This is a genomic window from Xanthobacter sp. 91 (genome assembly GCF_000702385.1).
Classification (GTDB): Bacteria; Pseudomonadota; Alphaproteobacteria; order Rhizobiales; family Xanthobacteraceae; genus Xanthobacter; species Xanthobacter aminoxidans.
Genome location: NZ_JNIB01000001.1, coordinates 1,102,340 through 1,121,607, shown reverse-complemented (window position 1 = coordinate 1,121,607; position 19,268 = coordinate 1,102,340). Strand labels below are relative to the sequence as shown.

General features: G+C 67.4%; 17 protein-coding genes. 12 read left to right on the top strand and 5 right to left on the bottom strand.

The genetic code is table 11. The annotated features are described in order from the left end of the window. Nucleotides 1–141: 141 nt before the first annotated feature. The 3 genes from A37E_RS0105435 (at nucleotide 142) to A37E_RS0105425 (ending at nucleotide 3,852) form a co-directional block, all read left to right on the top strand. Complete coding sequence (locus A37E_RS0105435) at nucleotides 142–1,287, top strand: ABC transporter substrate-binding protein (RefSeq protein WP_051678807.1); 1,146 nt, start codon at nucleotides 142–144, stop codon at nucleotides 1,285–1,287. Nucleotides 1,288–1,491: 204 nt separating this feature from the next. Next, complete coding sequence (locus tag A37E_RS0105430; protein WP_029555683.1) at nucleotides 1,492–2,814, top strand: MFS transporter; 1,323 nt, start codon at nucleotides 1,492–1,494, stop codon at nucleotides 2,812–2,814. A 246-nt stretch (nucleotides 2,815–3,060) separates the two neighbouring features. Beyond that, a complete protein-coding gene (locus A37E_RS0105425) occupies nucleotides 3,061–3,852 on the top strand; it encodes a substrate-binding domain-containing protein (RefSeq protein WP_029555682.1) in 792 nt (263 codons plus the stop codon). A gap of 82 nt (nucleotides 3,853–3,934) precedes the next feature. On the opposite strand, the gene A37E_RS0105420 is transcribed toward A37E_RS0105425, so the two are convergent. From A37E_RS0105420 to pcaC, 3 genes are all read right to left on the bottom strand, one after another. Next, entirely contained in the window at nucleotides 3,935–4,786 is an 852-nt protein-coding gene (locus A37E_RS0105420) for an amidohydrolase family protein (RefSeq protein ID WP_038193963.1), read from the bottom strand. Between the two features lie 5 nt (nucleotides 4,787–4,791). Further along, the gene (locus A37E_RS0105415; RefSeq protein ID WP_029555680.1) at nucleotides 4,792–6,156 is read right to left on the bottom strand and encodes a TIGR00366 family protein; all 1,365 of its coding nucleotides are present in this window, start codon (nucleotides 6,154–6,156) and stop codon (nucleotides 4,792–4,794) included. 151 nt (nucleotides 6,157–6,307) lie between these two features. Then, nucleotides 6,308–6,715: a 4-carboxymuconolactone decarboxylase gene (gene pcaC, locus A37E_RS0105410; protein ID WP_029555679.1), complete on the bottom strand. Its 408-nt coding sequence runs from the start codon at nucleotides 6,713–6,715 to the stop codon at nucleotides 6,308–6,310. A gap of 176 nt (nucleotides 6,716–6,891) precedes the next feature. On the opposite strand from pcaC, the gene pcaQ reads away from it, so the two are divergent. Further along, nucleotides 6,892–7,806, top strand: coding sequence for a pca operon transcription factor PcaQ (gene pcaQ / locus A37E_RS0105405; RefSeq protein WP_029555678.1), 915 nt, complete (start codon nucleotides 6,892–6,894; stop codon nucleotides 7,804–7,806). 15 nt (nucleotides 7,807–7,821) lie between these two features. Here pcaQ and A37E_RS0105400 read toward each other — a convergent pair whose 3' ends face one another. Next, nucleotides 7,822–8,739, bottom strand: coding sequence for a LysR family transcriptional regulator (locus A37E_RS0105400; protein WP_029555677.1), 918 nt, complete (start codon nucleotides 8,737–8,739; stop codon nucleotides 7,822–7,824). Nucleotides 8,740–8,852: 113 nt separating this feature from the next. Here A37E_RS0105400 and A37E_RS0105395 point away from each other — a divergent pair, with 113 nt between their 5' ends. The 4 genes from A37E_RS0105395 (at nucleotide 8,853) to A37E_RS0105380 (ending at nucleotide 14,908) form a co-directional block, all read left to right on the top strand. Next, complete coding sequence (locus tag A37E_RS0105395; protein WP_029555676.1) at nucleotides 8,853–9,734, top strand: CoA ester lyase; 882 nt, start codon at nucleotides 8,853–8,855, stop codon at nucleotides 9,732–9,734. Beyond that, a complete protein-coding gene (locus tag A37E_RS0105390; RefSeq protein ID WP_029555675.1) occupies nucleotides 9,731–10,963 on the top strand; it encodes a CoA transferase in 1,233 nt (410 codons plus the stop codon). Before A37E_RS0105395 ends, A37E_RS0105390 begins: the two co-directional genes overlap by 4 nt. A 137-nt stretch (nucleotides 10,964–11,100) precedes the next feature. After that, entirely contained in the window at nucleotides 11,101–13,755 is a 2,655-nt protein-coding gene (locus A37E_RS0105385; protein WP_029555674.1) for an ATP-binding protein, read from the top strand. 22 nt (nucleotides 13,756–13,777) lie between these two features. Beyond that, nucleotides 13,778–14,908, top strand: a complete 1,131-nt coding sequence (locus A37E_RS0105380) for a response regulator (RefSeq protein WP_245279276.1) — start codon at nucleotides 13,778–13,780, stop codon at nucleotides 14,906–14,908. Between the two features lie 9 nt (nucleotides 14,909–14,917). Here A37E_RS0105380 and A37E_RS0105375 read toward each other — a convergent pair whose 3' ends face one another. Then, a complete protein-coding gene (locus A37E_RS0105375; RefSeq protein WP_197022934.1) occupies nucleotides 14,918–15,664 on the bottom strand; it encodes a response regulator transcription factor in 747 nt (248 codons plus the stop codon). A 251-nt stretch (nucleotides 15,665–15,915) separates the two neighbouring features. Between A37E_RS0105375 and fmdA the strand changes: the two genes are divergently transcribed. From fmdA to A37E_RS0105355, 4 genes are all read left to right on the top strand, one after another. After that, nucleotides 15,916–17,142: a formamidase gene (gene fmdA / locus A37E_RS0105370; RefSeq protein ID WP_024280766.1), complete on the top strand. Its 1,227-nt coding sequence runs from the start codon at nucleotides 15,916–15,918 to the stop codon at nucleotides 17,140–17,142. A gap of 70 nt (nucleotides 17,143–17,212) precedes the next feature. Further along, complete coding sequence (locus A37E_RS0105365; protein WP_029555671.1) at nucleotides 17,213–17,731, top strand: AmiS/UreI family transporter; 519 nt, start codon at nucleotides 17,213–17,215, stop codon at nucleotides 17,729–17,731. Nucleotides 17,732–17,783: 52 nt separating this feature from the next. Beyond that, a complete protein-coding gene (locus A37E_RS0105360) occupies nucleotides 17,784–18,086 on the top strand; it encodes an FmdB family zinc ribbon protein (RefSeq protein WP_024280764.1) in 303 nt (100 codons plus the stop codon). 70 nt (nucleotides 18,087–18,156) lie between these two features. After that, nucleotides 18,157–19,200 (top strand): LacI family DNA-binding transcriptional regulator, encoded by a 1,044-nt coding sequence (locus tag A37E_RS0105355; RefSeq protein WP_348550875.1) that lies wholly within the window; start codon nucleotides 18,157–18,159, stop codon nucleotides 19,198–19,200. Nucleotides 19,201–19,268 lie beyond the last annotated feature (68 nt).

Here is a 19,268-nt window from a genome sequence, read left to right as displayed (position 1 = left end):
GGCCGCAAGGCATGAAAGCCCCGGGTTCGGAGCTGGAAGGATGCCCCATACGTGACCACACCCGTCGCATCGCATAATGTAGACCGGCTAACGGAAGCAAGTGCAAGAGACGGTGCGGACGTGCGTGCGGGAGGCGGGTGGATGGCCCCGACGGGCAGCGACTGGGGGCGGATCACCGTGCCGTCCGCGGGGCGGCGCTTTCGGGCGGTTGCGGGGCGCATGAGCGGGATCGCCTTGGCTGTGGCGCTCGTCATCGCAGGGGGCCTCGCGGACGCGGGCCGCCCGGCTGGAGCGCAGTCCCGCTCGGACGAAATCTCGGTCGGTACCGGCACCGCCGGCTCACTCACCGTCGTGTCTTCCATCGATCTCGTGGAGATGGGCGAGCTGCTGGAGCACTGGCGGGCCCGCTATCCCGACATCAAGCTGACCTACCGGCACAAGAATTCGCTGTACGTCTATTCCGACGTGGTGGAGTGCAACGACACCCGCCCCTGTCCCGATATCGCCTGGAGTTCCGCCATGGATCTCCAGATCAAGCTGGTGAACGACGGCTATGCCGCGCGGCACGAGTCCCCCGCCACGGCGATGCTGCCGCCCTGGGCGGTGTGGCGCAACGAGGCCTTCGGGGTCACGGCGGAACCCATCGTCCTCGTCTACAACAAGATGCGGGTGCCGCCGGAAGACGTGCCGCGCACCCATGCCGATTTCATCCGCCTCCTGCGCGAGAAGGGCGCGGCCTACCGGGGCAAGGTCGCGGCCTACGACCCGGAGCGCAGCGGGACCGGCTTTCTGTTCTGGAACAGCGATGTGCGCATCACCGCCGACACCTGGCAGCTGGTCCGGGCCATGGGGCGGACGGGACCGAAGCTCTATTCCTTCGCCCACACCATGCTCGACCGCGTGTCGGATGGCGACCAGCTGTTCGCCTACAACACCATCTCCTCCTATGCCCGGGCCCGGGCGCGGGAGGAGCCGGCCATCGGCGTCGTGGCCTTTGAGGACTATACGCTGGTGATGACGCGCATCGCCCTCATTCCCAAACAGGCGCCGCATCCCGAGCAGGCCCATCTTTTTCTGGATTTCCTCCTGTCCCGCGAAGGCCAGGAGGACCTCGCGCGCCGGGCCTTCGGTACCGTCCGGCTCGACATGCCGCCGCCGGCGGAAGCTGGAGCCGATCCCGCAAGGCTGCGCCCGATCCATGTGGGCCCCGAGCTTCTGGCCTACCAGGACCAGTCCCGGCGCCGCATCTTCTTCCGCGCATGGCGGAAGGCGCTGGAAGGCGAATGATCGCCTGAGCACATCAGACCATCGTCGCGGAAGACGTGACAGGTTCTTGACAGGTTCTCCCCCCTAGGCTCCCGCCGATGCCGTCATGCGATGGGCTGCGCCAGATTCCCGCCAAGGGACTGGCCGGCTGCAGACGGCCGGACGAAGCAACAAGAAGCAGCGCAGAGACGCCGCGAGCGGCTGCGCCGGCATGGGAGACAACGCATGGTCGGGCCTTCGGCAGCCGCCGTTCCATCCGCTGCGGGCACACAGGTGCCTGCCATCAAATCGAGAACCGCAGCCATCCTGCGCTCGACCAGCGGCAATTTCCTCGAGCAGTTCGATTTCTTCCTCTTCGGCTTCTACGCGACGTCCATTTCCAAGGCGTTCTTCCCCACCGGAAATGAAGTCACGGAACTGCTCCTCACCTTCACCACCTTCTGGCTCGGCGCCTTGATGCGGCCGGTCGGCGCCATCGTGCTCGGCTCCTATCTCGACCGCATCGGCCGCCGCAAGGGCCTGATCGTGACGCTGGGCATCATGGCCGCCGGCACTGTGCTGATCGCCGTGTGCCCGACCTATGCGCAGATCGGCATCGCCGCGCCACTCATCGTGCTGTTCGGGCGCCTGTTGCAGGGCTTCTCGGCGGGCGTGGAGCTGGGCGGCGTCTCCATCTATCTGTTCGAGATCGCGACGCCTGGCAACAAGGGCTTCTACACCTCGTTCCAGTCCGCCAGCCAGCAGGTCGCCATCTTCTTCGCGGCGATCATCGGCTTCTCGCTGAGCCAGCTGATGCCGGCCGAGACCATCACCGCCTGGGGCTGGCGCATTCCCTTCTTCATCGGCTGCGCGATCATCCCCTTCATCTTCTTCATCCGCCGTACGCTGGAGGAAACCCCCGAGTTCCTCAAGCAGAAGAAGCACCCGACCCAGAGCGAGGTCTTCGCCGCGATGCTGGCGAACTGGCGGATCGTGGTGCTCGGCATGATGCTGACGGCCATGACCACGGTGACCTTCTATTTCATCACCGTCTACACGCCGACCTTCGGCAGGAACGTGCTGAAGCTGTCCATTACCGACAGTCTGCTGGTGACGCTGCTGGTGGCCACCACCAACTTCATCTGGCTGCCCATCGGCGGCGCCATCTCCGACCGCGTGGGGCGCCGTCCGGTGCTGCTGACCATCGCCATCCTGGCGCTGGCGACGGCCTATCCCGCCCTTGCGTGGCTGGTGGTGGAGCCGACCTTCAACAAGATGCTGATGGTGGAGCTGTGGTTCTCCATGTGCTTCGGCGTCTACAACGGCGCCATGGTGGCAGCCTTGTCGGAGGAAGTGCCGGCGCATGTGCGGACCACCTGCTTCTCGCTCGCCTTCGCTCTCGCCGCCGCACTGTTCGGCACGTTCACGCCCCTGGTCTCCACCTGGCTGATCGACATGACGGGCAACCGCGCGGCCCCCGGCTTCTGGCTCATGGCGGCGGCCGCCTCGGGCCTCATCGCGACCATCCTCATCTATCGCGGTCGCAACGCCTCCCTCTCACGAGGTTGAAGGCAAGGACGCGGCGCCCCCCGGGGCGCCGCGTCCGCATATCGGGTGGCGGCCCCTGAATCCGCTGAACCAGAAAAATGATTGTTCGCTCCGTCGAGGAGCGCTCGGGCTGCGCCTCACGCCAAAGGACGCGACCTGGGGCGACGCGATCCCGGGGGCAGCGCGGTCACGGCGTCGCGCGCGGCCGACACTCATGCGGCCGGCAGGACCGAAAAAATCAAGACATCGATCTCGGGAGGAAAGACAATGACGATCTCACGACGCTGGGTTACCGCCTTGCTGATCGGCGCCGCTCTGGCGCTGCCGGCCTCGGCGCGCGCCGACGAGGTGCGTGTCATGATTTCGGGCGGCTTTTCGGCTGCCTACAAGCAGCTGGTGCCGCAGTTCGAACGCGCGACCGGGCACAAGGTGTCGACCGCCTACGGGCCGTCCATGGGCACCACGGAGAACGCCATTCCGGTGCGCCTCAACCGGGGTGAGCCGGTGGATGTGCTCATCATGGTGGGCGAGGCTCTCACCGGACTGACCGAGCAGGGGAAAGCGGACAAGGCCTCGCGCGTCGATCTCGCCCGCTCGCCCATCGGCGTCGCCGTCCGCGCGGGCGCGCCGAAGCCCGATATCTCCACCGTGGATGCCCTGCGCACCGCGCTCCTCAACGCCAAGTCCGTCGCCTATTCGGACAGCGCGAGCGGCGTCTATGTGGAGAATGAATTGTTCAAGCGCCTCGGCATCGAGGAGCAGATGAAGGGCAAGGCGCGGATGATCCCTGCTGAGCCCGTGGCGGCGGTGGTGGCGCGCGGCGAAGCCGAGCTGGGCTTCCAGCAGATCAGCGAGCTTCTGCCCGTGGCGGGCGTGGACGTGGTCGGCCCCATTCCCGAGAGCGTGCAGAAGATCACGATCTTCTCTGCCGGCATCTCCTCGAAGGCCGGATCGCCCAAGGCCGGCGCGGAGCTCATTGCCTTCCTCGCCTCCCCGCAGGCCGCTCCCGTCATCAGCAAGACGGGCCTTGATCCCATCGCCCATCCGGCCGCGAAATAACGGCCCCCGCCGCAGGTTTCGCGGCGAATGCGAGAGCGGGACGGGCGCCTTTGGCGTCCGTCCGGCCTGCTGGCTTCGGCTCTTACCGGAAGCCGTAAAGCTCTGCGGGGTTTTCGATCAGGATGAGGTCGCGGATGCGATCGCTGCCGGCCCAGACCGCAAGCAGATCGAAAAGCTCCGCATCGTCCGGCTTGTGCGTCTCGGTGACATGAGGCCAGTCACTGCCCCACACGAGCCGCTCGGGCACCTGCGCCACATAGGCCCGGGCGATCCGGGTGGCATCGCCATAGGGCGGTCCCTGCATAGTGTTGAGATAGGCGCCCGCGAGCTTCACCCACGCCCGCCCCTTGCGCACGAGGTCGAGGATCACGGCAAACGCCGGGTGATCCGGGCCGCGGTCCGGCGGCAGCCGTCCCATATGGTCGAACACGATCGGGCAGGGCAGCCGGGCGAGCAGCGCCGCCGCCTCGACGATCTGATCCCCTGACAGGTGGAGTTGGACGTGCCAGCCGAGGTCGGCGATCCGCATCGCCAACGGTTCGATCATGTCGATTGTGACGACCGCATCGGCGGGCTTCCAGAGGCTGAAGCGAAGCCCGCGAATGCCGCCGGCGTCGAGCCGTTCCAGCTCGCTGTCGGTGACAGAGGGATGGACCACGCCGATGCCACGGGCGTTGCCATCGAGGCGCCTGATGGCATCAAGCAGACAGGCATGGTCGGTCCCGTGGGACTTCGCCTGCACGAAGACCGCGCGTGTGGTGCCGATCCGCATTTGGAGCTGCTGATAATCCTCGATGGCCATGCCGGCCGGTGCGTCGGCCACCACGCCGGTCCCGGACGGGGAAAAGCGGGGGGCGACGATATGGCAATGGGCATCGCAGGCGCCCGCCGGGGCGGCCGTGGACGGCCGCGCGGTTCCGGCGGAATGCGGCACGCCCGTCACGGGAGCAGCAGCAGCGCGGCACCGTAGATGATGCCCGCGAGGAAGAACGTCACCACCGTGAAGCCGAGCACCCGCTGAATGCCGATGCCGGCCATCGCCACGACGGGCAGGGCCCAGAACGGCTGCATCATGTTGGACACCTGCTCGCCCATGGCGACAGACATGGTCACCGCCGGAATGGAGGCGTGAAGTTCAACCGCCGCCGGTATGGCGAAAGGTCCCTGCACGGCCCAGTGTCCGCCGCCGCTGGGGACGAGAAACGTGATGAACAGCGAGGCGATGTAGGTCCAGAACGGCAAGGTGTGGGCGGTCGACACCACGACGAAGAACTTCGAGATCATCGCGGCAAGCCCGGTGGCGTCGATCATGCCCATGATGCCGCCATAGATGGGATACTGCAGGATCATCGATCCGGTCTGCTTCGCCGCGTTCTTCATGGCGTCGGAATAAGCAACCGGGGTGCCGTGGAGGGCGACACCCAGGATCAGGAAGATGAGGATGACGGTATTGACGTCAAACTTGGCGCCCTTCGTCGTCCAGGACACGCCGAGATAGGCCACGCCGAGCAGAACCAGGAAGAGGCTGACCATCCGCGAGCGGTTGGCCTTGTCGGCAAAGGTGCCGGCCGATTTCGCCGAAGCGGGCGCCGCCTGCTCGTCGGGCCCGGGAACGAAAGCGACGATCTCATCCTCGCGGGGCTTGAGAAGAATGAAGGCGATGGGCACCAGGATGACCACCAGAACGGTCGGGACCAGATTGAAGGTCGTGAAGACGGTGTCACCGAACGGAAGCAACTTGCCCGTGAGCTTTTCGACGATATTCAGGGCGTTGCCATGCGTGGCCTGCGACAGAGCGATGGAGCTCGACGGGCCGCTGGCCCAGATGACCCATCCCGAATAGGCGGCCGCGACAAGCCATCCGAAATCGAGATGGATGCGCTTGGCAACCTCCCGCGCCAGGATCGCGCCGACGACCAGGCCAAATCCCCAGTTGAGCCAGGATGCCGCGGCCGCGACCAGGAATGTCAGGACGACGGCCTGATTGGGCGTGGAAACCGTCGCCACCAGCGTCTTGAGGCCGCGCTGGACGACGGGGGCGTGCGCGACGGCATGGCCCGTCACGAGGATCATGACCATCTGGAACGCGAAGCCGACAATGCCGAAGACGCCCGTGTACCAGGACGTCACCACCGTTACGAGGTCGCCTTTCGGGGCGAATAGCAGCGCCGCCCCCGCCACCGCGAACGTCAGGCCGATGGCGATGACGAAGGGATCGGGGAGGAGGCGCTCGAACAGATAGACCGATCCGGCCACAAAGCTTCGGCGAGGGCGCGGGGGAGCGGCGGCGTCTTGGGTGGTCATACGTTTCTTCCCTGGTTTCTCGAATTCTTGGAGGGCACACACGCAGTCGGCGACGCCGCTGTCGAGCGGTCAGCGCCCCGTCACGGCCGACGCAGCGCGCGGGTCTTCTCACCGGGCGGAGACGTATGTCCCGCCTTCTATTCCGCCTGTCTCAGCCCTGGTCTCCATGTGAGCTGGCTTCGGCGTAGACCCCCTTGGCGATCTTGTAGGCGCGGTTGGCCGCCGGCACGCCGGCATAGACCGCCACATGCATCAGGGCCTCGGACACATCTTCGGCGCTGGCCCCGGTATTGCGCGTCGCCCGGACGTGCATCTCCAGTTCCTCGTCGTGGCCGAGGGCGGCGAGCAGCGCGATGGTGATGATCGAGCGCTCGCGCCGGCTTAGGCCGGGACGCGACCATACGGACCCCCAGGCCCCTTCGGTGATGAAGGTCTGGAACGCCTCGTCCAGCGGGGTGGCGCGGGCCGTTGCCGCTTCCACATGGGCGTCCCCGAGCACCGCGCGACGGGTCGCCATGCCTGTGGTCCAACGTTGCGATCGGCCGGCGGGGGATGACATGGCGCCTCTTGCGGGTGAGTGGGCGGAAACCAGGATGCGCCATGCCTCTGCATGGCTTCGGAGCGGCGTGCCGCAACGGTCGCTGCGGTACACCCTAGGTCACGCTCTCATGTTCATTTCGATATGGAAAATGATAGTTTCGTATCCTCCCATGCGTTTTTGATATGTAACGCGCCATGATCGACGGCCGAATCAAGCTTCGCCACATTTCCTGCTTCCTTGAGGTGGCGGCCCGCGCCGGCTTCGGGCGTGCGGCCGAGGCGCTGAACCTCACGCAGCCGGCCGTCTCGCGGGCAATCGCGGAGCTGGAGGACATCCTCGGCGCGGCGCTGTTCGATCGCGGCCGCAGCGGGGCCTCGCTCACGGCCGAGGGCCGGGCCTTCCGGATCCACGCCGGCGCGGCCTTCGTGGAGCTCAACCGCGGCATCGACACCCTGCGTCATCCCCAGTCCGGCATGGTGGCCACCCTCAGCGTCGGCGCCCTGCCCACGGTGGCGGCGCGCATCATGCCCCGCGCGGTGCAACGGGCGAGGGCGGCGGGCCTTGCCGGTGCCATCGCCATCGAAGCCGGCCCCAACGGATGGCTGCTGGAGGAACTCAAGCAGGGGCGGCTGGACCTGGTGGTCGGCCGCCTTGCCGGCCCTACGGTGATGATGGGGCTGGCGTTCGAGCACCTCTATTCGGAGCCCATCGTCTTCGTCGCCCGGCCGCACCACCCGGCGCAAACCGGCCATCCGGTGGCTCTCGCCGAGATCATCCGCCACCCCCTCATCCTGCCGGGGACGGGTTCCATCATCCGCCCGGAGATCGATCGCCTGTTTCTGCTGGAAGGCATCAGGACCCCGGCCGAACGGATCGAGACCACCGACCCGAGCTTTTCACGCGCCCACGTTCTGGCCAGCGATGCTGTCTGGGTCATCTCCCAAGGCGTGGTGGCGAGCGATCTGGAAGACGGCACCCTCGTGCGGCTGCCTCTGTCCACCTCCATTTCCGGCGGTCCGGTCGGCCTCACGACCCGGGCCGGGCATGGACCCACGCCGGAGGTGGAGCTGTTCTTCAATGCCGTGCGGGAGGTCGCCCGGGCGCTGTGACGCGGCGTCGGGTCGCTATGCGCGTCCTGCCGGCGTCTTTGTGCGGGCGTGCGAGAGTTCGTTCCTGATCACCGCGTAGAGCGCGCTGGCGGCAGGGGAAAGCGTCTCGTTCTTCCGTTTCACCAAGGCGATCAGACGGAACACGACCGGCTCGACCAGCGGCACCTCCACGAGGCCGGCCGCCAGCGTCTTGGTCATGGCGGCCGGAAGGATCGCCGCGCCGACATTCTCCCGGGCCAGCGCGATGGCGCTGGGCGTGCTCTCCACCACGAACCGGCCACGGGTGTTCAGACCGGCCTTGGCCAACTGGGCTTCGACGCTGCGACGATTGCCGCTCGCGCCGCCGAGCGTGATGAGGTCGATGCCCTTCAGATCCGACCAGGCCATGCCCTTTGCCTTGGCCACGGGATGTGACCGGCTGCACACGAGCACGAACGGGTCGCGCATCAGCATGTCTTCGGTCAGGTCCGGGTGAGGATCCTGCTGAATGTGAATGCCGAAATCCGCATGCCCCTGCAGCACCGCCTCGGTGACGAGAGCCCCCGAACGCTCCAGCACCTGGACGCGATTGTCCGGGTGCGCGCGGGCATAGGTGCGCAGCGCCGACGGCAGGTGTCGAAAGGCAACGGACTGCAGGGTCGCCACGGTGACATCCCCCACCCCGAGCCGGGACGAGGTGCGCAGCCGGTCAAGACCATCGACGAGATCATCGATGATGCGGCGCGCCATGGGCAGGAACTCCTTTCCCATGGGACTCAAGGTGGTCGAGCGCGTCGTCCGGTCCAGCAGCCGCAATCCGACAAAAGCCTCGAGGCGCTGGATACGGCGGGTGAGCGCGGTCTGGGTGATGAAGAGATGCTCTGCGGCGCGATGGAAGCTCCCGAGCTCGGCGACATGCACGAAAGCCTGAACGCCGTCGATGGGGATTTTCATGCAAAAAACTCATGAAAAATTGCGATTAATGCATTTTACGCGGCATCGACCGACCCGCAAGATCGGCCGCATCCGGAACGCCCAGCGGCACGGGGAGGACGAGGGCCGTGTTGATGCGAAGCAAGCTGTTTGTCCCCGCCTCCCGCCCCGAACTGTTCGAGAAGGCATTCGCGTCAGAGGCCGACGCCGTGGCGTTCGACATCGAGGATGCGGTGGCCCAGGACCAGAAACCGCAGGCCCGCGCCAATCTCGCCGCTTTCCTTCAACGCCGGCCGGCCACGGCCAAGACCATCGTGATGCGGGTCAATGCCTTTGGCACCGAGGCGTTCGACGCGGACATGGCGGTTCTGGGCGGTCTCCACGTCGACGTGGTCAACCTGCCCATGGCGGAGGAGGCGGGCGCCGTGGGTGAGGCCATCGCCCGGATCGCAGGTTGCCGGTCACGCGCCGCGCCGGACCGCAGCCTGAAGATCCTGCTCAACATCGAGACGCCCAGGGGGCTGCGCAAGGCGGCCGAACTCGCCGCGGCGCATCCGTGGGTGATAGGCTTGCAGGTCGGCTACGCGGATCTGCTCGAACCCTGCGGCATCCCACGTCGTGACGGGGCTGCGCTCGCGCATGTGCGGCTCGCGGTCCGGCTTGCCGCGGCGGAAGCCGGCATCGCCGCCTATGATGGCGCCTTCGCCGCCGTCAGCGACCGCGACGGCTACCGTACCGAATGCATCGCCGCCAGGCATCACGGCTTTTCCGGCAAGAGCTGCATCCATCCCAGCCAGATCGCCACGGCCAACGAAATCTTCGCGCCGGACGCCGACGAGATCGCCTGGGCGCGAAAGGTGGTTGCCGCCGCCTCCGATGCCGAGGCGCGCGGCATCGGCGCCTATCTGGTCGACGGTCACATGATCGACAAGCCCTTCGTCGAGCGCGCCCGCGCGGTCATGCGCATGGCGGACAGTCGCATGGCGGACAGTGATCCGCTCGAAAGGACCCTATGAGCACGCTTCGGACCCTCGACTATCAGCCAGAGGCACGCGGAACGCTGGACGGCATTCGTGTCCTCGACATGTCGCGCCTGTTTGCGGGAAACGTGCTGACGCAGATTCTGGGCGACTTCGGCGCCGAGGTCATCAAGATCGAGCCGCCCGAAGGCGACACGTTGCGGGCCTGGAAGGCGGAAGGGATCGAGACGCACTGGAAGATCTACGGGCGCAACAAGAAGAGCCTGGCGCTTTGCCTGCGCGACCCGCGCGCCATCGAGATCATCCGCAAGCTGGTGCCGTCGGCGCAGATCTTCGTGGAGAGCTTTCGCCCCGGCGTGCTGGAGCAGATGGGACTGTCGCCGCTTGAGCTGCACGCGATCAATCCCGCGCTGGTCATCATCCGCATCTCGGGATGGGGACAGGACGGACCCTACGCGCAGCGGCCGGGCTTCGGCACCGTTATCGAAGGCCTGTCCGGCTTTGCCGCCATCAACGGCTTTGCCGATCGCGAGCCGGTCCTGCCGCCCATGTATCTCGCCGACGGCGTTGCCGGGATCTATGGCGCCTCCGCCGCAATGATCGCCCTGCGTGAGGTGGAGATGAAGGCCGGCCGGGGCCAGGTGATCGACCTGCCGCTGTTGGACCCTTTGTTCGCCATCCTCGGCCCGCAGGCGGCAAACTACCGCCTGACGGGCAAGGTGAAGCCGCGCACCGGCAGCCGATCGACGAATTCCGCGCCCCGCAACGCCTATCGGTGCAGCGACGGGGGCTATGTCAGCCTGTCCGGCTCCACCCAGAAGATGACCGAGCGGCTGTTCCGGGCCATCGGGCGTCCTGAACTCGTCGGCGATCCCCGCTTTCGCACCAATGCAGACAGGCTGCAGCATGCCGATGAGCTGGACCGCATCATCGGGGCCTTCATCGGGGCCCGCACGCAGGCGGAAAACGTCGCCTTCTTCGAGCAGGCCGAGGTCACCATCGGGCCGATCTACGACACGCCGCAGATCATGGCTGATCCCCACGTCACCGAACGCGAACTGCTTACCGACTATCCCGACGCCGAGATGGGCCTCCTGCCAATGCACCATGTGGTGCCGCGGCTCGACCAGACGCCCGGGTCGATCCGGCTGGCGGCGCCCCAGCTGGGACAGCACAATCGCGAGCTGCTTGATGAGATCGGGATGAGCCCCGGAGAGTATCAGGATCTGAAAAAAGCGGGTGTCATCTGCGGCGGGGCGGCGTGACCGCCGTCCGCGCCGAGGCCGTCTGGACCGCCGTCGCCGGCGGCGGCTGAGGGCACCGGCGCGACACGCGGACGGCGGGGCTGGCCTCTGCGTGCGCGAACCTCTAGCCTTGGAGGCAATAACAAGGTGAGAACGCGTTGGAAACGCCCGAACTGCCCGCTTTGCGGTCCTATCACTCCTGGATCGCCAACGAGACACTGGAGGACTATTCGCTGCGCTACACGGCGCGGTCCTTCCGTCGCTGGTCGCCCTTCGTCATCGCCAACACCGCGCTCGGCGGCATCTCCTTTCTGGCGCTGGAGACCATCGGCGGCTCGATCACGCTGAACTACGGCTTCACCAATGCGAGCCTCGCCATCCTCGCGGTGTCCGTGTTCATCTTCGTCACCAGCCTGCCCATCGCCTATTACTCCAGCAAATACGGCATCGACCTCGATCTGCTCACTCGCGGGGCGGGGTTCGGCTATATCGGCTCGACGGTCACGTCGCTGATCTATGCGAGCTTCACCTTCATCTTCTTCGCCCTGGAAGGCGCCATCATGGCGCAGGCCTTGAAGCTCTACTTCGACCTGCCGCTGGTGCTCGGCTATATCCTGTCGTCCGTCGTCATCATCCCCGTCACGCTCATGGGCATCACCATGATCTCGCGGCTGCAGATGGTGACGCAGCCGCTCTGGCTCGCGATGATGGTGCTGCCCTTCGTGATGATCTGGCTGAAGGCACCGGACGAGGTCGCGGCGTGGACCCGCTTCGTCGGCCGCGACACCGGATCATCCGGGTTCGATGCGCTGGCCTTCGGCGCGGCGGTGAGCGTCATGTGCTCGCTGGTGGTGCAGATCGGCGAGCAGGCGGACTATCTGCGCTTCCTGCCCGAGAAGAAGGCGTCGAACCGGCTCGCCTGGTGGGGCGCAGTGGTGATGGCGGGGCCGGGCTGGATCGTCATTGGCGGGCTGAAGATCCTCGCCGGCGGCCTGCTCGCGGTGCTCGTCCTCGGCGCCGGCCTGCCGCACCAGACGGCGCTCGAGCCCATCTACATGTACCTCGTCGCCTACCAGCACGTCTTCGACAACCCGGCGCTGGCCCTGTTCTGCGCCACGCTGTTCGTGCTGGTGTCGCAGGTGAAGATCAACGTGACCAACGCCTATGCCGGCTCGCTGGCGTGGTCGAACTTCTTCTCCCGCGTCACCCACTACCATCCCGGGCGGGTGGTGTGGCTGGTGTTCAACATCCTCATCTCGCTGCTGCTGATGCTGCTCGGCATCTTCGAGACGCTGGACGTGGTGCTGGCGGTCTATTCCAACATCGCCATGGCCTGGGTCGGCGCCATCATCGCCGATCTTCTGGTGCTCAAGCCGCTGAAGGTCAGCCCCGGCTTCATCGAGTTCAAGCGCGCCCACCTGCACCATTTCAACCCGGTGGGTTGCGGCGGCATGGCGGCGGGCTCTCTCGTCTCCCTCCTCGCCTTCACCGGGGTCTTCGGTCCGGCCGTCGAGGCCTATGCGGCGCCGCTCTCCTTCCTCGTCGCCTTCCTCACCGCCATCGCGATCGGCTTCGCCACGCGCGGGCGCTACTACCTCGCCCGGCCACCCGTCGACGCCTCGCTGGCGCAGGGCACCGGACCCGTCCTGCGCTGCGAGATTTGCGATCACGGCTATGAGCGGGACGACATGGCCTATTGCAGCTTCTACGAGCGCCCCATCTGCTCGCTCTGCTGCAGCCTCGACGCGCACTGCCACGATGCCTGCAAGAAGTCGCATCAGGATCTCGAAAGCTCGCGCTCGCGCTATTTCGGCGAGGGGTTCCGGCGGCGCATCGCGCCGCACATGCCGCAGCGCCTCCTCAAGGTCGGCGGCGTGCTCGTCGCCCTCACGGTGGTCACCGCGGCGCTGTTCCTGCTCACCTACCGGCTGATCGATCCGGGGGCGGAGACGCCCCATCTGGACAATGGCGGGCTGCTGCTGCGCGTGTTCCTCGCCATGCTGCCGCTGCTCGCCATCAGCGCGTGGTGGATCGTGCTCGCCAACGAGAGCCGGGAACTCGCCGAGCGCAACCTCGTCGGCTCGCTGGAGAAGCTGAACGAGACGCGGGAGGAGCTGACGCGCAGCGAGCGTCTCGCCGCCATCGGCCAGTTGACCGCGACGGTGAGCCACGAGCTGCGCAACCCGCTGGGAACGCTCACGACCTCAGTGGCGGTGCTGCAGCGGGCGGGCACCCTCGCCGGCGAGCGCGAGCGGGGGGAACTGGACCGCATCCAGCGAAACGTGCGGCGCTGCGTGCGCATCATCGAGGATCTGCTGGAGTTTTCCCGCCGGCCAGACGTCAGCATGGTGCCGCTGGCGCTTGATGCCTGGATCACCGAGCAGGCTTCGGATCTGCGTGCCCTGTCCAGTGTCGAGCTGGCGCTGGACCTCGACTGCGACCGGATCATCGAGGCGGACGGCGAGCGGCTGCGGCAGGTGCTCGTCAATCTGGTGCAGAACGCCATGCAGGCGGTGCTGGAGCGGCCCGCCGGGTCGCCGCCGGGCCGGGTCGCCATCGTCACCGCGGCGGAGGGCGAGCGGGTGCGCATCACCGTCACCGACAATGGCGTGGGCATGGATGATGAGGTGCGCCGGCGCCTGTTCGAGCCGCTGTTCAGCACCAAGCCGTTCGGGCTTGGCCTCGGGCTCGCGCTGGTCAAGCGCATCACCGAGCGCCACGGCGGCAGCGTCTCCATCAGCTCCGAGCCGGGCCGGGGCACGCGCGTCGACATCACGCTGCCGGCTGCCGGGGAGCATGCCGATGCCGCGTAGGGCGGAACGACGCGTCCTGATCGTGGACGACGACCAGGACTTCGCCGGCAGCCTTGCCGCGCTGCTGGAGATGGAAGGCTATGTGATAGCAGTCGCCCATGACGGCGCCGGTGCCAGAGCGCGGGTGGAAGCCATGGCGGCGGAGGCGCCGGGCGTCGCGCTGGTGGACATTCGCCTCGGACGGGAGGACGGCGTGGCCCTCGCCACGGAACTCGGCCGCATCCGGCCGGACCTTCTGGTGGTGATGGTGACGGCCTATGCCTCCGTGCCCACTGCCATCCGGGCGTTGCAGGCCGGCGCCTATGACTATGTCTGCAAGCCGTTTGATCCCGACGATCTTCTCGCCACCCTCGGCCGCTGCTTCGATCGCCACGCGCTGGCCCACGAGCGGGCGCAGGCGGAGGAACTGCTGCGCCGCAGCCGGCGGCTGGAGGCCATCGGCCGGCTCTCGGCGGGCATCGCCCACGATTTCAACAACCTCCTCGCGGTGGTCGGCGGTAATCTCAAGCTGCTTCAGGAGGAGGTGCTGCGCGATCCGCCGGGCGATCGCGCGGTGATGCGCGAGCTGGTGGCGGATGCGCTCAGCGCGGTGGAGGAAGGCATCGCCGCCAGCCGCCAGTTGCTCGCCGTGGGCCGGGCGCAGCCGCTGCTGCCGCGCCTGGTGGACCTCGACCATGTGCTCGACCAGGTGATCCACCAGGCGAACGCCGCGCTGGGTGCCGGCATCGCACTGGATCGGCTGGTTGCGCGTGAGCCGTGTGCCGCCATTGTTGACGCGCGCCAGCTGGAGGCGAGCCTGCTCAACCTGATGCTCAACGCGCGCGATGCCCTCGACGGGCGCGGCACCATCCGCCTCGGCGCCGAACTGCGTGACCTTGCCCCCGGCGCGCCCGTGCTTCTGGATGACATGCCGCCCGGCGCCTACGTGGCGCTGGTGGTGGAGGATGCCGGCTGCGGCATGGCGCCGGACGTGGTGGAGCGGGCGTTCCATCCCTTCTTCTCCACCAAGCCGGCGGAGAGCGGCAGCGGCCTCGGCCTCGCGACGGTCTACGGCTTCGCGCGGCAGTCCGGCGGCAACCTGATCATCGAGAGCGAGCCGGGCGCGGGCACCCGCGTCACGCTGCTGCTGCCGGCCGCCCCGCGCGATGATTGAGACGACGCCTCAGTGGGGCGCCGGCGGGGTGAAGACATAGCCTTCCCCGCGCACGGTCTTGATGATCTCCCCGCCGCCACCATCCTCCAGTTTGCGCCGGAGCTTGCCGACCAGCACGTCGATGCTACGGTCGAATGGCGCCCATTGCCGGTTGGCCACGAGGTCCAGCATCTGGTCGCGGGTGAGCACCCGGCCCGGCCGCTCGGCGAGGGCGGCGAGCAGGCGGAATTCGTGGCTGGTCAGCGCCACGCGGGTGCCGTCCTGCCGGGTCAGCTCGCGGCGGTCGAGGTCGAGCCGAAAGACGCCGAACGCCAGATGATGGCCGGCGGACACGGCCGGGGCAGGGGAGAGGGGCGTGGTGCGGATGGCGCCATTGGCGCGTCGCAACAGCGCCCGCACACGTGCAAGCAGCTCGCGCGGCTCGAACGGCTTGGTCACGTAATCGTCCGCGCCGAGTTCCAGGCACACGATCTTGTCCACGGTCTCGCACTTGGCCGAGAGAACGAGCAGCGGCATGTCCCAGCCGGCGCGCACCGCGCGGGCGAGGGAGAGCCCGTCTTCGCCGCGGGGAAAGGTGAGGTCGAGGATGATGAGGTCGAAGCGCGTCGCCGCCAGCGCGTCGCGCATGGCGCTGCCGTCCAGCGCGAAATCGGCGCAGAAACCTTCCCGCGCCAGGAATTTGGTGACGAATCCGCACATCCGGCGGTCGTCGTCCACCATCAGGATTTTCGGACTGCGCGCAGCCTCGTTCATCATCCCGCCGTGCACCCTCGCGCTGAGCTTCTGCTTCGTCCCAAGATTGCTTCGCCTCGCGATCATAGCGCGACCGGCAGGCGATGCGCGCCCGAGCCACGGCCGCTTACAAAATTTTACATGCGCGGCCCGCGAAGCGCCTAAGCCGCTTACATGGGCTTCCTAGCTTTCCTGGGCAGGGTGCGGGCGTGGCGGCTTCAAGGCTGCCCGTAGAGCGGCGCGAAAGCCGCGGCACCCTCCAAGGAGGAAGCCCCATGGCAAAGACCGTCTTCAAGATCGACCTCAACAAGAAGCCCGAGCAGCAGACCATCAAGACGCACAATCGCTGGCATCCGGACCTGCCCATGGTCGAGATGTTCAAGCCGGGCGACGAGTTCCGGGTCGAATGCTACGACTGGACCGGCGGGCAGATCGGCAACAACGACAGCGCCAACGACGTGCGCGACGTGGACCTCACCAAGGTGCACTATCTGAGCGGTCCGTTCGGCGTGGAAGGCGCCGAGCCGGGCGACCTGATGGTGGTGGACATCCTCGACATCGGCCCCATCGAAGGCTCCGAATGGGGCTTCAACGGCCTGTTCGACAAGCAGAACGGTGGCGGCTTCCTCACCGAGCACTATCCCGAGGCGGTGAAGTCCTGCTGGGACTTCCACGGCATCTACACCACCTCCCGCCACGTGCCGCGGGTGCGCTATCCCGGCCTCATCCATCCCGGCCTGATCGGCTGCCTGCCCGACCACAAGCTGATGGCCGAGGCGAACCGCCGCGAGGCCGCCCTCGTCGCCACCGATCCGCAGCGGGTGCCGCCGCTTGCGGCGCTGCCCTATGCCGACACCGCCCTGATGGGCCAGATGACCGGAGCGATGCGCGACAAGGCGGCGGCGGAAGGCTGGCGCACCGTGCCGCCGCGCGAGCACGGTGGCAATTGCGACATCAAGAACCTGTCGCGTGGCTCGCGTTGCTACTTCCCGGTCTATGTGAAGGGCGGCGGCCTCTCCATGGGCGACATCCACTTCTCCCAGGGCGACGGCGAGATCACCTTCTGCGGCGCCATCGAGATGGCCGGGTGGATCGACATCGGCGTGGGCCTCATCAAGGGCGGCATGGCCAAATACGGGGTCATCAACCCCATCTTCAAGCCGAGCCCCATCGACCCGCACTTCGACGACTACCTCATCTTCGAAGGCATCTCGGTGGATGAGCACACCGGCGAGCAATACTATCTCGATGCCCATGTCGCTTATCGCCGGGCCTGCCTCAACGCCATCGAATACCTGAAGAAGTTCGGCTATTCCGGCGAGCAGGCCTACACCATCCTCGGCACCGCGCCGGTGGAGGGGCGCATCGCCGGCATCGTGGACATCCCGAACGTGTGCGCGACGGTGGCGATCCCCACCAAGATCTTCGACTTCGACATCAACCCGAACTCCACCGGGCCCACCCGGCAGGTCTCGGGCGTCGACGTCGCCCGCGCGAGCTGAAGTCCAGGCACCTTCGGAACAACCCCTGTCGCTCCGGCCGAGCCATCGGCCGGGGCTGAGGAGATCCATCATGCTGCTTGGACTTGGCCTGCTCTATGTGGGCGCCGTGCTCGTGCTCAACGGCCTCTGGCTGCTGGGCAAGATCGAGGACCGCGAGATCATCGTGGTGAACGTGGTGTCGGGCGTGGTGACGCTCGCCATCTCGCTGTTCTGGGCCTTCAACCCGGCAGCGGATGCGGCCTCCATCAAGGGCGCCGCGCTGACGCTCTTGTTCACCGCCACCTATTTCTGGGTGGCCTACAACCGCGTGACCAAGGTGGACGGGCGGGGGCTCGGCTGGTTCAGCCTGTTCGTGGCCATCACCGTGGCGCCGGTGGCGATCCAGTCGCTGCGTGGGGCGGACAGCCCCATCGGGCTCTGGATGGGGTGGAACTGGGTGGGCTGGGGCCTGCTCTGGTTCTGCTACTTCCTGCTGCTGACCATGAAGCAGCCGATCCTGAAGTTCACCGGCGCCTTCACCGTACTCATCGGCATTCTCACCGGCTGGGTGCCCGGCCTCTCGCTGCTGCAGGGCTGGCTCAACCCCTGACACTCCATCCGGGCGGCCGGTGGGCCGCCCGTTTTCCCCCGGGAGACAGACGATGCCCCTCTATACCTACTCCTGCGAGGCCTGCGGCCCCTTCGACGACTGGGGCTCCATGAGCGCGGCCGAACAGCCCGCCTGCTGCCCCAATTGCAGCGGCGAGGCGCCGCGCGAGATGGCGATGCCCCGCCTCAGCACCATGAACGGCAAGCTGCGCCGGGCCATCGACCGCTCTGAGAAGACCTCCGCCGAGCCCAAGGTGGTCAAGCGCGAGCATCTGGCCGGCTGCGGCTGCTCGCTCTGCGCCACCCGCAAGAAGCAGCCCGCTCCCATCGAGCGGCGCTGGTCTCTCGGCCACTGAGCCGCTCCGCCCCGCCGGCCCGGTCGGCGGGGCTTTTCGTCCGCCTTGCAAAGACGCCCGTGCCTGGAGGATGGTGGGCGCGGGAGAGCTGGCAGGGGGCTCCGGCGGAATGGCGCGGGTGACATTGGCGGATGTGGCGCGGGCGGCGGGCGTCGACATGTCGACGGCCTCACGCGTCCTCAGGGGGGAGGCGAGCCAGCGGGTGCGCGAAGAGACGCGCGTCCGCATCCTGAAGATCGCCGAGGAGATGCAGTACCTCGCCAATCCGCTGGCGCGTGGGCTCAGGACCCAGCGCACGGATACGCTCGGCATCGTGGTGCCCCAGCTCGACAACCCGGTCTTCGCCTCGGCCATCCGCGGGGCCGAGCTGGAGGCGGCCGAGCGCGGCTATTCGCTGCTCATCTCCCATCGCGAGCCGGGGGAGACGGCCACCACGATCGCCAAGATTTCCCGCACCAACCGCGTGGACGGCCTTCTGGTCGCGAGCCTCGACGATGACGAGGTGCTGCGCACGGATCTCGCCGCCGCGCGGGTGCCCTTCGTGCTCATGAACCGCATCCTGCCCGGCGCGCCGCTCTCCGTGGTGCTGGACAGCCGCGCCGCCGCGCGCAAGGGCGTGGAGCATCTCACCGCGCTGGGGCACCGCCGCATCGCCCACCTCGCCGGTCGCGAGGGCGGCTTCAATGCCCGCGAGCGCCTGCAGGGCTATCGCGACGGGCTCGCGGCAGCCGGCATCGCCTTCGATGAAGCGCTCGTAGGCGTGGCGGGCTACACGGCCGAAGGCGGCACGCAGGCCATGCGGGCGCTGCTGCCGCAACACCCCACAGCGGTACTGGCGGCGACGCTTGTTTCCGCCGCCGGCGCCATGGCGACGCTGCACGAAGCGGGCCTGCGCATTCCCGAGGATATCTCCGTCATCGGCCTGCACGACGCGCCGGTGGCGCGCATGCTCTATCCCGCCCTCACCAGCGTGGCCATGCCCACCGAGGAGATGGGCCGCGTCGCCGCCGACTTGCTCATCCGGGCGCTCGGCGGGGAAGACCCGACCCCGGTCGCGCCGCTGCCGCCCGGCACCCTCGTGGTCCGCGGCTCCACCGGTCCCGCCCCCATCTGAATATCCCCGCTTGACGCCTCCGGCTTTCTCTGACAGCTTTGAACAAACGATTGTTCAAGATCGAAAAC

What these genes read in the sequence shown, in the direction of transcription:
- fmdA (WP_024280766.1), top strand. Translation starts at nt 15,916, where the DNA reads ATGGCAAAGACCGTCTTCAAGATCGACCTCAACAAGAAGCCCGAGCAG.
- A37E_RS0105355 (WP_348550875.1), top strand. Translation starts at nt 18,157, where the DNA reads ATGGTGGGCGCGGGAGAGCTGGCAGGGGGCTCCGGCGGAATGGCGCGG.
- A37E_RS0105425 (WP_029555682.1), top strand. Translation starts at nt 3,061, where the DNA reads ATGACGATCTCACGACGCTGGGTTACCGCCTTGCTGATCGGCGCCGCT.
- A37E_RS0105430 (WP_029555683.1), top strand. Translation starts at nt 1,492, where the DNA reads ATGGTCGGGCCTTCGGCAGCCGCCGTTCCATCCGCTGCGGGCACACAG.
- A37E_RS0105400 (WP_029555677.1), bottom strand. Translation starts at nt 8,739, where the DNA reads ATGAAAATCCCCATCGACGGCGTTCAGGCTTTCGTGCATGTCGCCGAG.
- pcaC (WP_029555679.1), bottom strand. Translation starts at nt 6,715, where the DNA reads ATGTCATCCCCCGCCGGCCGATCGCAACGTTGGACCACAGGCATGGCG.
- A37E_RS0105395 (WP_029555676.1), top strand. Translation starts at nt 8,853, where the DNA reads ATGCGAAGCAAGCTGTTTGTCCCCGCCTCCCGCCCCGAACTGTTCGAG.
- A37E_RS0105435 (WP_051678807.1), top strand. Translation starts at nt 142, where the DNA reads ATGGCCCCGACGGGCAGCGACTGGGGGCGGATCACCGTGCCGTCCGCG.
- A37E_RS0105360 (WP_024280764.1), top strand. Translation starts at nt 17,784, where the DNA reads ATGCCCCTCTATACCTACTCCTGCGAGGCCTGCGGCCCCTTCGACGAC.
- A37E_RS0105415 (WP_029555680.1), bottom strand. Translation starts at nt 6,156, where the DNA reads ATGACCACCCAAGACGCCGCCGCTCCCCCGCGCCCTCGCCGAAGCTTT.
- A37E_RS0105390 (WP_029555675.1), top strand. Translation starts at nt 9,731, where the DNA reads ATGAGCACGCTTCGGACCCTCGACTATCAGCCAGAGGCACGCGGAACG.
- A37E_RS0105365 (WP_029555671.1), top strand. Translation starts at nt 17,213, where the DNA reads ATGCTGCTTGGACTTGGCCTGCTCTATGTGGGCGCCGTGCTCGTGCTC.
- pcaQ (WP_029555678.1), top strand. Translation starts at nt 6,892, where the DNA reads ATGATCGACGGCCGAATCAAGCTTCGCCACATTTCCTGCTTCCTTGAG.
- A37E_RS0105375 (WP_197022934.1), bottom strand. Translation starts at nt 15,664, where the DNA reads ATGATGAACGAGGCTGCGCGCAGTCCGAAAATCCTGATGGTGGACGAC.